Annotated in this window: 19 protein-coding genes; 9 read left to right on the forward strand and 10 right to left on the reverse strand. The window is 61.2% G+C overall.

The genetic code is table 11. The features are described 5' to 3' along the window. Positions 1 to 26: 26 nt before the first annotated feature. From V6M61_RS02260 to V6M61_RS02285, 6 genes are all read right to left on the reverse strand, one after another. Positions 27 to 3044 carry a transglycosylase domain-containing protein gene (locus V6M61_RS02260; protein ID WP_332774931.1) on the reverse strand — a complete coding sequence of 1006 codons (3018 nt, stop codon included), beginning with the start codon at positions 3042 to 3044 and terminating at the stop codon, positions 27 to 29. A gap of 260 nt (positions 3045 to 3304) precedes the next feature. Then, positions 3305 to 3652, reverse strand: a complete 348-nt coding sequence (locus V6M61_RS02265; RefSeq protein ID WP_332774932.1) for a hypothetical protein — start codon at positions 3650 to 3652, stop codon at positions 3305 to 3307. A gap of 11 nt (positions 3653 to 3663) precedes the next feature. Then, positions 3664 to 4128, reverse strand: coding sequence for a hypothetical protein (locus V6M61_RS02270; protein ID WP_332774933.1), 465 nt, complete (start codon positions 4126 to 4128; stop codon positions 3664 to 3666). Positions 4129 to 4140: 12 nt separating this feature from the next. Then, positions 4141 to 4662, reverse strand: coding sequence for a hypothetical protein (locus V6M61_RS02275; RefSeq protein ID WP_332774934.1), 522 nt, complete (start codon positions 4660 to 4662; stop codon positions 4141 to 4143). A gap of 267 nt (positions 4663 to 4929) precedes the next feature. After that, positions 4930 to 5352: a universal stress protein gene (locus tag V6M61_RS02280; protein WP_332774935.1), complete on the reverse strand. Its 423-nt coding sequence runs from the start codon at positions 5350 to 5352 to the stop codon at positions 4930 to 4932. Between the two features lie 24 nt (positions 5353 to 5376). Beyond that, positions 5377 to 5820: a universal stress protein gene (locus V6M61_RS02285; protein WP_332774936.1), complete on the reverse strand. Its 444-nt coding sequence runs from the start codon at positions 5818 to 5820 to the stop codon at positions 5377 to 5379. Positions 5821 to 6113: 293 nt separating this feature from the next. Between V6M61_RS02285 and V6M61_RS02290 the strand changes: the two genes are divergently transcribed. Beyond that, complete coding sequence (locus tag V6M61_RS02290; RefSeq protein ID WP_332774937.1) at positions 6114 to 7391, forward strand: PAS domain-containing sensor histidine kinase; 1278 nt, start codon at positions 6114 to 6116, stop codon at positions 7389 to 7391. After that, entirely contained in the window at positions 7388 to 8032 is a 645-nt protein-coding gene (locus tag V6M61_RS02295) for a response regulator transcription factor (protein ID WP_332774938.1), read from the forward strand. The genes V6M61_RS02290 and V6M61_RS02295 overlap by 4 nt, the downstream gene beginning before the upstream one ends. Before the next feature lie 122 nt (positions 8033 to 8154). Here V6M61_RS02295 and V6M61_RS02300 read toward each other — a convergent pair whose 3' ends face one another. From V6M61_RS02300 to V6M61_RS02315, 4 genes are all read right to left on the reverse strand, one after another. Then, a complete protein-coding gene (locus tag V6M61_RS02300) occupies positions 8155 to 8424 on the reverse strand; it encodes a hypothetical protein (RefSeq protein ID WP_332774939.1) in 270 nt (89 codons plus the stop codon). Between the two features lie 162 nt (positions 8425 to 8586). Next, positions 8587 to 8874: a hypothetical protein gene (locus V6M61_RS02305; protein ID WP_332774940.1), complete on the reverse strand. Its 288-nt coding sequence runs from the start codon at positions 8872 to 8874 to the stop codon at positions 8587 to 8589. A 161-nt stretch (positions 8875 to 9035) separates the two neighbouring features. After that, positions 9036 to 9242 (reverse strand): hypothetical protein, encoded by a 207-nt coding sequence (locus V6M61_RS02310; RefSeq protein WP_332774941.1) that lies wholly within the window; start codon positions 9240 to 9242, stop codon positions 9036 to 9038. Between the two features lie 262 nt (positions 9243 to 9504). Continuing rightward, the gene (locus tag V6M61_RS02315) at positions 9505 to 9786 is read right to left on the reverse strand and encodes a universal stress protein (RefSeq protein ID WP_332774942.1); all 282 of its coding nucleotides are present in this window, start codon (positions 9784 to 9786) and stop codon (positions 9505 to 9507) included. A 343-nt stretch (positions 9787 to 10129) separates the two neighbouring features. Here V6M61_RS02315 and V6M61_RS02320 point away from each other — a divergent pair, with 343 nt between their 5' ends. The 7 genes from V6M61_RS02320 to V6M61_RS02350 all read left to right on the forward strand — a co-directional run bounded on the left by V6M61_RS02320 (position 10130) and on the right by V6M61_RS02350 (position 13339). Beyond that, entirely contained in the window at positions 10130 to 10498 is a 369-nt protein-coding gene (locus V6M61_RS02320; protein ID WP_332774943.1) for a response regulator, read from the forward strand. 25 nt (positions 10499 to 10523) lie between these two features. Continuing rightward, positions 10524 to 11312, forward strand: a complete 789-nt coding sequence (locus V6M61_RS02325; RefSeq protein ID WP_332774944.1) for a helix-turn-helix domain-containing protein — start codon at positions 10524 to 10526, stop codon at positions 11310 to 11312. A gap of 76 nt (positions 11313 to 11388) precedes the next feature. Beyond that, positions 11389 to 11853, forward strand: coding sequence for a hypothetical protein (locus V6M61_RS02330; RefSeq protein ID WP_332774945.1), 465 nt, complete (start codon positions 11389 to 11391; stop codon positions 11851 to 11853). Between the two features lie 13 nt (positions 11854 to 11866). Beyond that, positions 11867 to 12142: a DUF5676 family membrane protein gene (locus tag V6M61_RS02335; protein ID WP_332774946.1), complete on the forward strand. Its 276-nt coding sequence runs from the start codon at positions 11867 to 11869 to the stop codon at positions 12140 to 12142. A 25-nt stretch (positions 12143 to 12167) separates the two neighbouring features. Next, positions 12168 to 12437, forward strand: a complete 270-nt coding sequence (locus V6M61_RS02340) for a DUF2933 domain-containing protein (RefSeq protein WP_332774947.1) — start codon at positions 12168 to 12170, stop codon at positions 12435 to 12437. Further along, the gene (locus V6M61_RS02345; protein ID WP_332774948.1) at positions 12434 to 13084 is read left to right on the forward strand and encodes a methyltransferase family protein; all 651 of its coding nucleotides are present in this window, start codon (positions 12434 to 12436) and stop codon (positions 13082 to 13084) included. The genes V6M61_RS02340 and V6M61_RS02345 overlap by 4 nt, the downstream gene beginning before the upstream one ends. A gap of 24 nt (positions 13085 to 13108) precedes the next feature. Continuing rightward, positions 13109 to 13339 carry an SHOCT domain-containing protein gene (locus tag V6M61_RS02350; protein WP_332774949.1) on the forward strand — a complete coding sequence of 77 codons (231 nt, stop codon included), beginning with the start codon at positions 13109 to 13111 and terminating at the stop codon, positions 13337 to 13339. The last annotated feature ends 13 nt before the right edge of the window (positions 13340 to 13352 follow it).

Below are 13352 nucleotides of genomic sequence, written 5' to 3' on the forward strand. Positions count from 1 at the left end.
CGAGGCGAGGCGAGGGTATCTACCCGCTATTCGGCCGCCTTGGTCTGCAGCCGAACGCATTCGGACGGCAGCTGGCCGGCCTCGCTCTCGTGGAGCCGGTGCATCAGCGTGGGGGCGAGTACTTTGAGGATTTGCACCGTCAGGGCACTGGTGAATTTATATTGCGCCGCCTTTGGCCCCGTCACATAAGCGACCACCGTGCCGAAATAACGATCACCAATGTAGAACACGAAGGCGCCCGAGCGGCTGACCACCCTTTCGGAAACCAGGCTGCCGCTCTTGGAGAAGGTCTTGTAACGGTTGTCGCCCGTGCCGGTCTTGCCTCCCACTGGAATCTGCGTGCCGTCCGGCAAGGTGAAGGCGCCCGCGATCCGCCTTGCCGTGCCCACCCGTACCACTTCGGCCAGGATCGATCGCACCAGTGGCGGGATCTCCGGCGCCAGCACGCGCTCGCCGGTGGCCGCAGCACGGGTGAGCACGGTCTCGTACGGCGTGTTGGCGCCGAAATGCAAACGATCGATGCGCACGGTCGGCAAACGCACACCGTCGTTCTCGATAATCCCCATCAGTTCAGCCAGCGCCGCCGGGCGGTCAGCCGAGGCGCCGATGGCAGTGCCGTATGACGGCACGAGCGAATCGAACGGATAGCCGAGTCGCCTCCATGCCTTGTGGATTTCCTGGAACCCTTCGACTTCCAGCAACTGCTTGATGCGCTTGTCCTGAGCGTTCTTGTCCCGGATCCTGAACAGCCATTTATAGACTTCCAGCCGCTCGGCCGTGCTTGCCTCCAAGGTCTGCGCAAGCGTTGCATCGGGATGCTTGCGCAGGTAGCCAGCTACCCATAGCTCAAGCGGGTGCATGCCGGCCAGATAGCCGCGATCGGGCAGATCGAAGCGTTGCGGTGAATACTCGTTGTAGAGCTTGGTCAGCGTCTCCTCGTCCAGACCGGCCGAGGGCAGATACGTGCTGACGAATTTGGCGAATTGGGCTGGGCTGGCTTCAGGCGTGATGGTCCGAAAAATCGCTGCGAGACGCTTGGGGCTAGGGTGGATGCCCTTGATCAGCGCCTCCTCCGCGTCCTGCGCGCTCTTGCCGCGATGTTTGCGGTAGAAGTTCGTGACGAAGACGCGCCCTTCGCGGTCGGCGAAGCGCTGCAGGTATTCCTTGCGGCGGGGGTCTTTGACGTTTTCCAGCAGTTGCGCGCTTGAACCAGGCGCCTGGTACATGTAGTAGTGCACGATATCGCGCATGAGGCGCACGAATACCAGATTGACTGAATGCCGCAATCCTTCGCGCACCGTGAAGATGCGATAGTCCTCGGATTTCTCGAAGTTTTCAAAATGCTGAACACCGCCGCCGGTGAAGAACTTCTCACCCGTGTTGCCGGAATACCGGCGTTCGAGCGACGCTTCGAGCATCGCCGACAGGCTGCGGTCCGGCGCCTGAGCCAGATAATCGAGCGCCCAGCGCCTGATCGGGTCTTGCCGCTGCGCATTGACCTGCCTGAGCGCCTGCGAATCGAGGTCGGCATACTGGCGGTGCAGATCGCCGATGATCTCCAGATAAGTAATCAGCGTGCGCAACTTCGCCGTCGAGCCCAGATCGAGCTTGACACCTTCGTTGATATCGAACGGCTGGTCGAAGTTATCGGCCTGCACGCGAACGCGATTGCCACCCGGTGTGCGCTCAAACAGCGTAAAGCTGTACGTCAGGCCGCGCGGGTCACCATGCTGGAGAAGCTGGGAACCGATCAGGCCGGCCACCTTGGCATAGGCTGGATCACGCAGCTTGAGCAACTCGGACGTCACTTCCTGCTGCAGCCGGGAGTTCAGCGTACTGCCCACCGTAAGGTCGAGATGGTCGAGGTCATACATGCGCGGCACGCCCAGCAGTGATGCCAGGGTGAGCCGCACGGCGTTCACCCCCTTGCGCTCGACCGGCGGGGGCGGGGGCAGGGGCACGCTCTCTTTTTGCGGCTTGAGCGATTGCGCCAGCGCTGCGTCGCGCAGTGCCGGCGAGATCACCCCGGCGCTCACCAACAGGCGCAAGTAGGAGTTGGTAAGCGATTCCAGTTCCTCCATGTGGGCCAGGTAGTACGACGGGCTGCGCTGCGAAATCAACAGGCTCAGCGCCTCCTTGTAAGCCAGCGCACGAACCTTGAACGGCGCCTGTGAGTTATCGGCCAGCAGGCTGTTGATTTGCTTGAAATCCCGGCCATACCAGGCCCACAGGCCGTCGCCCACGCCGTTGATTTCACCAAAACCGGCGCGCGCGCCAAGCGGCACGGTGTTCATGTAGTCAACCACCAGTTGCCGGCGCACCGCCGTCGTGTCTTCGCCGTTCAGATATGCACGCACCGAGGCCGAGGCCATCTGACGCAATTTTTCCAAGGCCGAGGCGGTACGTCCTTCCGGCGAGTGCCGGTACTTCTCCATCTGGGTGGCCAGCGTACTGCCGCCGGGCGATTCATAGCCGGGGTTGATCCAATGCACGCCGCGATCCCACACTGCATGTGCAAAACGCCCCCATTCGACCGCAGGGTTGCGCCGCCGCTGGTTCGGATCGAGCAAGGTGTGGTTCTCAATGTACAGGAGCGAGCCGACCAGCAGGGATGGCACTTCCTCGAAACCGGGGTAGACCCGCTCCGGGTAGCGGGCGGCAAAGATCGGCACGCCATTGCAGTCGAGCACACTGAGACCGGCCTGATCTTTTTCCGGGTAGGGCATGTACAGGCCGCGGTCTAGCACCTCGCCCATGCGCGGCGACAGGCGGGCCTGTTCTGCCACGATGTAATGCCGCGCGCTCAGCCGCTCCAGGTAGGTAGGCAATTGGGTAAAGCCCAGACGCTGGTCATAAGGGCCGGTCTCTGGATAGCGGATCGACGGACTCGGGCCTGGTTCGATGCGATAGGTCAGCTCATGTCCGAGGCGCGCAAGATAACGGGCCTGCAGCCGCGAGGTGCGCATTTCGTCAGCGCCGAAATATGCACCTCCCGCAATCAATAGCAGGAATGCGACGAGAATGCCGAACTTGAAAGACCGCAAGAGTTTCTCTCCAGTGGCTCGTCTGGCCGGCCCGGACTGATAAAGAAAGGTGCGGCCAAGTACTCTATATGCTAGCGCATTCCTTGAATATCGAGATCATTCGGTAGTGTTGGCAGCGGCCACACCCGTGTTGATTCATTTTTGAAAACCGGGCCGATCTGAATACGTTTCACGGGGGCATTTGTGCCGGGAAATCAAGGAAGCCTCCAGCATTGCCGCTTCACCACAGCCCGCAATGACACGTCGGGCTGCGTCGCGCCTCAGATAAAGTATCCAACGATGATCAACCCGCTCAGGATGGTCCCGCCGACGATGATCGTGACGAGTACGTCAGCCGTCATGCGAAGGCCGCCGATGATGCGATTGAGCGCGAGGCCTAGCATCAGGAATACGATCAGGTTCAACAGGCCGTGGGTCACCCAATGGTGGCCAGTGATCGCGGCCAGCCCGTCATGGACGACCCCGCTGCTTTCCTTGAGAACGACGAGCAGCGCGCTGAGAATGCTCGTGACGGCATAGGAGACACCGAATCCGGCCGCACTCGCGCCAATGTCTTCGCCTGTATCAACATTTTCGGCCGTGCCCATGGCAGCTTGTTTAGGTGACATTTTTCAACTCCTTATATTTGCTTGGCCAGCAGGGCAACCTTGACCCCCATGCTGACAAGGGCGCCGGCCCCCTCCATTGCGAGGGACATGAGAACCACCAGTGCGGCGGTCCAGAGAACCACTTTTCGCGTTGATTGCTTCTTCACCACGTCGCCATACGCAGCGATGGGCAGAAAAGTGGCGAGCAGTAAAAGCATGAGGAACACGTGCTCTTTCGTTTCCATGAAGAAGGAATGTGCGAAGGGCCAGGGCCCCGCTTTGATGATGGCTTTGTCGCCGCCGTAGAAAACCACGTACCAGTAGCCACCGACGATGTAGGTCAGCCACATCAGGACAGCTACCAAAATGCTCGCATTGCGGATACGGGCATAGTTTGCGTCGCTGGCATTGAGCGATTCGACGAACACCCAAACCGAGAAGATGATCGCGAGAACGCCGAACGTGGGATGGAGCATCAATATCAATTCTTTGGACATGACATGTCTCCTTCAGGTTGTATCGATGGCGTGGCAGCGCCTATGACGGAATTGCAGAACGAATGAGGCCGCGACTCCGAAAAGCACCTTGGAGATCAGGCTCACCCCGTAAGGAACGAGACTGACGAACGTGGGATTTAACGCAGGCAATATGACGAAGAAGTTCGTTGCCCAGACAGCGGCCAGCATGCTGGTCACGGCGACAGGCTCGAATGCCGTACCGCTCACACGCGGCATCAGCAAGCGCAGCAGCGCGGTGATCGCGATCCCGAGCAGGACTGCAAGGCCCATGTGAATCGCGATGCCGAACGGTACAAACAGAGACTTTTCTGCAAATGTCGGGAAAAGCGAATTGGTAATACCACGCGCAACGGCGGCGGTCTCACCGCCGGAAAGGTGCCCGTAAAGTGCGATCCAGGCCACTTCGGCAGCACCGCCGGCGAGACCCGCCAGGGCCCCCATTGACCACGTCCCGGGGGCAAGTCGATACCGAAGCTTTGGGGCTTGCACGAAAATCATGGCCATGATCTCCATCAGAGTAAATCTGCATCTCCCATAGAGCCGATCGAGGAAGCACAGTGCAATTTTCCCCCAAAAAGCGGTCAAACACTTTGACTTGCATCAATTGCCGTGCTCAATTTTTCATCCAGCCATGTCAGAACACGCTGCGCCATGCTTGCAGATGGCCAATCCAGGCAGTTATTCATTGCGAGCGTCCACTCTGGGGCGTGATCTGCCCATGGGCTACAGACTGAATACGACCAACAGCTGGCATTGCCATTGCCATTGCCGCCAATCGGCTTATTTGACCAGCAGTACCGGGACGTCGCAGTCGCTGAGCACGCGCTGGGCCACGCTGCCCATGAGAACGCGACCGATAGGGCCGTAGCCATGGGTGCCCATGACAATCAGGTGCGCCTTTTCACGCTGGGCAGCGCGCACCACTTCGGCCGCCGGTGGGCCGACGACCCAGGACGTACGAAACTGCAAGTTGTGACGCTTGAGGAAGCGCTCGATGGGGTCCAACACCCTCTTAGCCTCACCGCGATGGTAAGCGTTGACAGTGGCGGCGCCAATCATGGTCTTGACGCGCCCGGAAACTGGCGGCTGGGCATTCAGCACGACCACTTCGTCCTCGGGACCAGCCAGGCTCTCGTGGGTAACCAGAAAGGCCAAGGCCTTCTTGGTGAACTTGCTGCCGTCAGCGGCGAACAGGACTTTCATTTTTTCTCCTTGGTATGAACTGGTTCAGCGCAACACCAGCACGGGAATGCTGCTGTGGGTCAGGACATGTTGGGTTTCGCTCCCCAGCAGCACGCGCTTGATGCCTTTGTGGCCGTGGGAGGCCATGACGACGAGGTCGCATTTGTGCTTCTTCGCGGCGGCCATGATGGACTCGGCCACCAAGTCTGCATGTGCGATCACAGCCTTGGTCTTCACGCCTTCAGCCTGGGCTGCCTGCCGCACCGCATCGACCACGGCCTGGCCCTTGTCGGCCCACTGCTTTTCGATGCGGCCGACGTCCTGGGACGAGACCGAAATGCCGCCCTCGAAGTAGCTTACCGGGTAGCGCGGCACGACGTAGAGCGCCACCAAGTCGGCATTAATAGCGGCGGCCAGCTCGATCGCGCTGTGAACGGCTTTCTTTGAGAGCACGGATCCATCGGTGGCGACAAGGATGCGTTGGTACATGGCTGGTTTTCTCTCGTGTGATGACTGCCAGTCTAGGGGAGCGGCGGCAGCCCGGGATTGATCCAGGTCAACTGCGCGGCAGGCGAATTCCATGGCGGGCGACGACATGAGCGATGCATCACGGCCCGTCCCATCTTCTTCCCGCAGGACTGCCCAGCAGGCCCGGCACTTTGCACCTGTTCCCGCCTGCGCCTGCAAGACAGCGGCGACATGCCCGCCGCTTTCGCCAGTTTCAGGAAGACCCTGGCCGGCTTGGGCTGTAAGATCACTACATCGCTCCAAAAGAAAGAACCGTGCCGTTTTCTCTTCTTGAACACGCAAACGAGGCTGCGCCACCGCCGAGTTCGGTGGCGCTCGCCCTGGCGGTGGCGGCCGCACTGGTGCTATTGGCATGCCTGTTTCTGGCCGTGGGCTGGCGCTCCGGCCCGGCGTTTGCAACGGCCGTGGCGCTGGCGGCCGGCACTGCGGCGCTCGCGCTCGTCCATGCCGGCCGCGAAGCTGTCCAACGCCGCACAGACAGGCGCGCACTGGCCGGTGTTGCCGCTCGATTCGCCGGCTTGCTCGACTCGGCCATGGACGCGATCATCACGGTGGACGAAGAGCAGCGCATTGTTCTGTACAACCGGGCGGCCGAAAAAATCTTCGGTTGGCCGACGGCACAAATGCTGGGCCAGCCCCTGGCCCGGCTCATTCCCAAGCGCTTCCAGGCCGTCCATGAGAACCACGTCAAGCGCTTCGGCTCCACCGGCGTCACTTCGCGGCGCATGGGCGGCTCCTCGGTGGTTCACGGCTGCCGCGCCAACGGCGAGGAGTTCCAGATGGACGCATCGATCTCCCAGCTCGATACATCCCACGGCAAACTGTTCACCGTGATCCTTCGCGACGTGACCGAGCGGGTGCGTGCCCAGGAAGAACTGAGCGCTTTCGCCTCCGAAGCCCATGCCATCCGGGAAAGCGAGAAAACCCGCATCGCGCGGGAACTGCATGACGAACTGGCGCAGTCACTCACTGCACTCAAGATGGACACGATATGGGTACGCGACAACCTGCCGGACGGCGCGCAGGCCGTTGCGGCCAAACTCAGTGAAATGCTCGCCATGCTCGACACCACCGTGGCCGCCACGCGGCGCATTTCGGCCGACCTGCGGCCGTTGCTGCTCGACGACCTGGGCCTGGTGCCGGCCATCGAGTGGCTGGTCCACAACTTCAGCCAGCGCACGGGCGTGGTCTGCACACTCTCTGCTGACGAGGAGCTGGAACTTCAGGAGCCCTATGCCACGGCGGTGTTTCGCATCGTTCAGGAATCGCTGGCCAACGTGGCCAAGCACGCCCAGGCGTCACAAGTCGAGGTAAAGATCAACCGGACACCGGATGCAGTCATGCTGCGGGTCCGTGACAACGGCAGAGGCTTTGCAGTTACCGCGCCGCGCAAGCCCCATTCCCTAGGCCTGATGGGCCTGCGCGAGCGGGCGCAGTTGCTAAAGGGGACCATTGACATCGACAGCCAACTGGGGCAGGGGACGCGCATCGATGTGCGGATTCCCGTGCATGAAGAGGGAGCAACGGATTGATCAGGATCGTGATTGCCGATGACCACGCTATCGTGCGCGAAGGTCTAAAACGCATTGTCTCTTCGGTGGCCGACATGGAAGTGGCCGGCGAAGCGGCTGACGGCAACGAAGTCATGCAGCGGGTGCGTGAAGTCACATTCGACGTGCTGATGCTGGACTTGTCCATGCCGGGGCGCAGCGGCATGGAACTGATCAAGCTGGTTCGCGCCGAGAAGCCGAGGCTGCGCATTCTCGTGCTGAGCATGCACCAGGAACTGCAGTACGCCGTGCGCGCCATCAAGTCCGGGGCCAGCGGCTATCTGACCAAGGAAAGCGCTCCCGCGCAACTGGAGCAGGCCATCCGCAAAATCGCCGCGGGTGGCGCCTTTATCAGCGCAGAAGTTGCCGAGCAACTGGCCCTGGGCGCCATGCCTGGCAGTGAGGCATCGCCGCATGAGAGCCTGTCCAACCGCGAATTCGAGGTGTTTCACCTGCTGGTGACCGGCGTATCGGTCACGGACATCGCAGCTCGACTCAACCTCTCGGTCAAGACCGTCAGCACCCACAAGGCCAACTTGATGCAGAAAATGGGACTGCAAAACCAGAGCGAGTTGATCCGCTACGCACTCAAGCACGGCTTGACCGACCCGCTGGAGCCCTAAGTCTGCCCCAAGGCGTTTTGTGCTCAGCGGGCGGATCCCTCGGACCTGAAATCCACGGACGTGCCGGCCGATTTTGCCGAGACCGTGATGGCGATCAGCGGCAAACCGGCCATTATCCTGCCTTACACGGCTGTGCCGCCGGTAATGGGAGAGACTGTGGTGATAGCCTGGAAGGCGACACGGTCAACGGCACGTTTTTCGGCGAAGGTGTCCCCGCGCATCAGCCAGGCTTGCTCCGCAGGTCCTCCCGGCGCGACCGGCACGACCAGCACCCCGAAGGATTTCGCGAGCGCGGGGGGCATCTCCTGCAGCTGCGCCCCCAGGTAAGCCCGCCGTACTCGGCCCTGTGGGCGCAAGGGCCGTGCAATGTCAACGGCGAGGTTGATTGGCATGGAAAATGACACATTCATGTAGCCACCACTGCCGCTGCAGATCAGTGAGTTAAGACCGGCCACCTCGCCGCTGGCGTTGAAAAGCGGGCTGCCTGAGCTGCTGGGATTAATGGCGACGTCAGTTTGTATGAAGGCGGTTTTTCGCACTGACAATGCCTGCGCTCACCGATAATGCCTGCGCTCACCGATCCGGGAAAACCAAACGGCGAACCGATGGCTGCGACCCGACAGGACATGCGCGCTGCTGATGACATAGCCATCGGACGTGAAGATGAACCCGGAAGCAAGATCGCGTACCTCGCTGCGCGCCAAGCCTGCCGATAGCGGCCACGCCAGCCGGTCACCGAAGCTGTCTGAGGGTGCGAATTCGGGTTCCGGATCGTCGCTGCCACTGCGTGCCCACGAACTGATTGTGCTGATTTCCACGACGCTGGCACTGCGGTTGGCCACGGTGGCACCGAGTGACTCAAGGGTGCAGTGCGCCACAGGGCCCGCGTGAACGCTTTCCGATGTTGCCGCAGCACACGCTTTTACGGCTGGAGCGATCGCGCAGGGCCGCCGCGGCCAGGAACGCCACAACAAACAAGTGTTGTGCCTTCATGGCGCTTCATTCAGTGCAGCGCGCTTAGCTGCACCGTCGGCCACGCAAACTCGCGGCCGACCACGGTGCGGGCATAGAGATAGTTGTCGCGTGCCCGTTTACTCAGGTTGGCGAGGTCGACATGGCCTTGCGGATCGCAGGGGAAGGCGTAGCCCCGGCCGCTGCAAAACAGTGATTGGAACCGCAGCTCGTAGTGGGTAGGCATCGAGTGGTTCATTTCATGTCTCCAGATAACGCGATGCGTCGTCGGCGAGAACAACTCTCACAGGAGCATGGCGTTCAGGCATGCCTTTACTATGGCCGCGATCGCGCCGAACCGACATCGGCAGTGGCTGAATCCATCCCTCAGACAAGTCCGGATCGGCGCTTCCATTGCGCCGACAGTGCCTAGGAGTTATCCGAGCCGGCCATGGGTTCCGACAACGGTCAGGTCGGCGTTCCAGCGCTCGGCTGAGCCAGCCACCGCTTCGCCCAGCCGCTCATCGAAGCGGTCGTACAGCGTGCTGTCGGCCCTCCACGCCGGCGGCCTGCGAGATCGCCATCGCGTCGTCGCGCACTTTGGTCCCGGCTTCCCGCATGACCCTGATGAGTTCGCCCAAATAGCCGCCGTATGGGGCATCGCCGCGGAGGGAGGTAAGTTCGTCCAGCACATGGACCAGTCGTACCCAGCCGCCGGAATTTCGGGCCACCTGAAGGGCTGCAAGAAGGGCCTTGTTGGACGTCTGACTGCCATCCACGGGAACCAGAATTCGCTTGTACATGATGCTGCTCCTGGGCTAATTGCTGAAATTGCTGAAATTGATGAAGTGTTGTACCTGCGCGCCCCGGTGTTGTTGATATCGATCAAGCGCGCAGTGAGCATGGGCACGTCGCGCGCTTTACCATCACGGACACCGCATCGCAGCTGGCTGTGTGGTGAAACCGGGGGCACACAGGGCCGATCCGGTCTGAAAGCTTGGCTCGCCGGCTCGGATAACTCCTAGGCACTGTCGGCGCAATGGAAGCGCCGATCCGGACTTGTCTGAGGGGTGGATTCAGCCGGCGCCGATGTCGGTTCGGCGCGATCGCGGCCATAGTAAAGGCATGCCTGAACGCCATGCCCCTGTGAGAGTTTTTCTCGCTGACGACTCGGCCCTGATCCGGGAGCGCGTGGCCGCCATGCTCGATGCCAGTGCGGTGAACATCGTCGGCCAGGCCGAAACGCCGCAGGGATCGATCGATGGCATCCTGTCCGCCCAGCCCGATGTAGTGGTGCTTGACACTCAACTGCAAGGAGGCACCGGCCTGCAGGTTCTGCGCGCTGTCCGCCAGGCCGCGCCAAGGATCGCTTTCGTGATTTTCAGCAACAACTCGGGCCCAGCCTACCGCAAGCGCTACCTCGGCGAGGGCGCCGAACGTTTCCTCGACAAGAACACCGAATTCGATCAACTCACGCAGGCCGTTGTGAAAGCTTCACAGCACGCCACCCAGTGAATGCCACCGCCGCAAGGAGAAGTCCATGTCTACCGCCACACTCGAAACTCCCGTCAGTCCGGTCCGGTTCATGCCCGTGCGCCAGACCATGGGCAGCGCGCCGGTCCCGCCGTTAAAGACGCTGTGCTCCACATGCCACCTGCGCGATCTGTGCCTGCCTTGCGGCATGACTGGTAGCGACGTAGAGCGGCTGGACAGCCTGATGTTCGGTCGGCGCAAGGTCAAGGCCGGCCAGACGCTCTACCGCGAGGGCGACAGTTTCCTGTTCGTCTATGCCGTGCGCAGCGGCACTTTCAAGTCCAGCCTCACGCTGGCGGATGGCCGAGAGCAAGTCAGCGGCTTTCACATGGCGGGGGAGCTGATGGGCCTGGACGGCGTTGCCCACGGCAAACACGCCAGCAGCGCAACGGCCCTGGAGGATAACGAGGTCTGTGCCATTCCTTATGCTCACCTCACCGAACTGGCGGCGGGCAACTCCAGCATGCAGAACCTTGTCAGCCGCCTGATGAGCCGCGAGATTGTGCGCGAGCACAGCCTCATGATGTTGCTGGGCAGCATGAACGCCGAGGAGCGGCTGGCGGCCTTCTTGCTAAACCTGTCGCAACGCCTGAGGGCCCGCGGCTACTCGGCCGGTGAATTCCACCTGAGGATGTCCCGCGCCGAAATCGGAAGCTACCTGGGCATGAAGCTGGAAACCGTCAGCCGCACCTTTTCGGCTTTCCAGCGGCAGCACCTGCTCGAAGTGGACAAGCGCCACATCCGCATCATCGACCTGGACGGCCTGACGCGCGCCTTCGAGATGCGCGTGCATTGAGAGACGCATCGGCATGAAACACAAATCGGTGCGGCCTTTTTTGTTCTTCACCTTAACTTTTAAGATTGGATTGATCATGTCACACCTTCGTCACACCATACTGACCGTCGCTTTTGCTGCAGCCTCCACCGGCTCATTGGCCCAAACCGCTGGGGAACACACGCAACATCACCCGAACACTGCTGTCGTCAGCCAAGCTTCTACCAAGCAAGCCGCTCCGCCAGCCAGGCCAGGCAGCGTCGACCACATGGCTGCCATGGACAGCCAGATGAAAGCCATGCGCGAGATGCACGAAAAGATGGTCAACGCCAAAACGCCGGAAGAGCGCAACGCGCTGATGGCCGAGCACATGAAAGCCATGCAGGAGGGCATGGCAATGATGAACATGATGGGCGGCCCAGGCATGAGCGGCATGCAGGGCGGCAAACCCATGTCGGGCACCATGAACGAGCGCCAGCAGATGATGGAAAAGCGCATGGACATGATGCAGTCCATGATGCAGATGATGATGGACTGCCTGCCAGCTCCGGCCACCAAATGAAGGCGGGGTCACCATGAACCAGACTCTCCTGCCACCCCTTCGCGCAGGCATTGCGCTGGCCATCACGGTCGGGGTGTTTTATGCCCTGTGCGCGCTGGCCTGGGCGCTGGCACCCGGCCCGTTCCTGGGGCTCATCAACAACCTGTTCCACGGCATGGACTTCAGCCCCTTGGTGCAACAGCGGCCCTTCGCCTGGGCCGGGTTCCTGGCGGTGCTTTTTGTGCTCAGTGCGTGGGCCCTGCTTGCCGGAGCGTTCTTCGCCTGGGTGCTCAACCACCTGACGCGTTGATCGCCTTGCATTTCCGGAGAAACAAATGAACCACGACCAGGACCATGACCGGCATGACGTTGAGCCCCGGGGCTTCTGGCGTTCGCGCTACGCCATCGGCCTGCTCGCGCTGGGCGCCATTGCCGCGTATTTCCTGCTGAGAGAACACCGTGCCCACGTGTTCGGGGCGCTGCCGTATTTGCTGCTGCTGGCGTGCCCGCTGATACACCTCTTCATGCATCACGGGCATGGTCATCACCGACCCGGAGCCGGGCCAGGAAAACCAGACCAACCGAATCAGGGAGAACCATCATGAGCCACGATCAACCGGCCTACGGGCTGTGGCTGCTGGTCATCCTCAACTCGGCCATCTTCATCCTGTTTGCCTTCAGCTTCTTCAAGCCGGCCACGACGCGCGACTGGCGAAGCTTCGGGGCATTTTCGGCATTCATCGTGGCCCTGTTTGTCGAGATGTACGGATTCCCGCTGACCCTCTACCTGTTGTCGGGCTGGCTCCAGACCAGGTACCCGAATCTCGACATCCTGTCCCATGACGCTGGTCACCTGTGGTCGACGCTGCTGGGCGCGAAAGGTGATCCGCACTTCGGACCGCTGCACATCGCCAGCTATGTCTTTCTCGGAGGCGGTTTCTGGCTGCTGTCCAGCGCATGGAATGTGCTGTATCACGCCCAGCGCCGCGGCGCACTGGCGACCACCGGCCCGTACGCACGAATCCGGCATCCGCAGTACCTTGCCTTTGTGTTGATCATGCTGGGCTTTCTGTTCCAGTGGCCCACCTTGCTCACGCTGGTGATGTTCCCGATTCTGCTGGCCATGTACGGGCGTCTGGCGATCACTGAAGAAGCGGAAATGCGTGCGCAATTCGGCGATGCCTATGAGAGCTACGCCCGGCGGACACCCCGGTTCTTTCCTCGTTGGGGTCAAACTTCAACCGCAGGCTGAGCCTGTGACAACCAAAGGGTCTATATGGCTTACGAATACATGATGGGCATGCACGCCCTGTGGTGGTTTTTCTGGATTGCGGTGGTGATTGCCTTGGTCTTCTGGGGCCGGGGCGGATCACCCATGCGCCGGGGAAGGGGGCGTGAGACGCCCCACGAGGTGCTGCGCCGTCGCCTGGCGAACGGCGAAATCAGCACGGAAGAATATGAAAAACGCAAGGTGATTCTGGATCAGGATACCGGTCAGGCGATGTGATGAGTTTCAGGTA

Source organism: Polaromonas sp. (assembly GCF_036676035.1).
GTDB lineage: Bacteria > Pseudomonadota > Gammaproteobacteria > Burkholderiales > Burkholderiaceae_C > Polaromonas.

Bases quoted from the DNA above. Each gene is read 5' to 3' on its own strand.
- V6M61_RS02265 (WP_332774932.1), bottom strand. From the start codon at position 3,652: ATGTCACCTAAACAAGCTGCCATGGGCACGGCCGAAAATGTTGATACA.
- V6M61_RS02270 (WP_332774933.1), bottom strand. From the start codon at position 4,128: ATGTCCAAAGAATTGATATTGATGCTCCATCCCACGTTCGGCGTTCTC.
- V6M61_RS02275 (WP_332774934.1), bottom strand. From the start codon at position 4,662: ATGGAGATCATGGCCATGATTTTCGTGCAAGCCCCAAAGCTTCGGTAT.
- V6M61_RS02280 (WP_332774935.1), bottom strand. From the start codon at position 5,352: ATGAAAGTCCTGTTCGCCGCTGACGGCAGCAAGTTCACCAAGAAGGCC.
- V6M61_RS02285 (WP_332774936.1), bottom strand. From the start codon at position 5,820: ATGTACCAACGCATCCTTGTCGCCACCGATGGATCCGTGCTCTCAAAG.
- V6M61_RS02300 (WP_332774939.1), bottom strand. From the start codon at position 8,424: ATGCCAATCAACCTCGCCGTTGACATTGCACGGCCCTTGCGCCCACAG.
- V6M61_RS02310 (WP_332774941.1), bottom strand. From the start codon at position 9,242: ATGAACCACTCGATGCCTACCCACTACGAGCTGCGGTTCCAATCACTG.
- V6M61_RS02315 (WP_332774942.1), bottom strand. From the start codon at position 9,786: ATGTACAAGCGAATTCTGGTTCCCGTGGATGGCAGTCAGACGTCCAAC.
- V6M61_RS02325 (WP_332774944.1), top strand. From the start codon at position 10,524: ATGTCTACCGCCACACTCGAAACTCCCGTCAGTCCGGTCCGGTTCATG.
- V6M61_RS02330 (WP_332774945.1), top strand. From the start codon at position 11,389: ATGTCACACCTTCGTCACACCATACTGACCGTCGCTTTTGCTGCAGCC.
- V6M61_RS02335 (WP_332774946.1), top strand. From the start codon at position 11,867: ATGAACCAGACTCTCCTGCCACCCCTTCGCGCAGGCATTGCGCTGGCC.
- V6M61_RS02340 (WP_332774947.1), top strand. From the start codon at position 12,168: ATGAACCACGACCAGGACCATGACCGGCATGACGTTGAGCCCCGGGGC.
- V6M61_RS02345 (WP_332774948.1), top strand. From the start codon at position 12,434: ATGAGCCACGATCAACCGGCCTACGGGCTGTGGCTGCTGGTCATCCTC.
- V6M61_RS02350 (WP_332774949.1), top strand. From the start codon at position 13,109: ATGGCTTACGAATACATGATGGGCATGCACGCCCTGTGGTGGTTTTTC.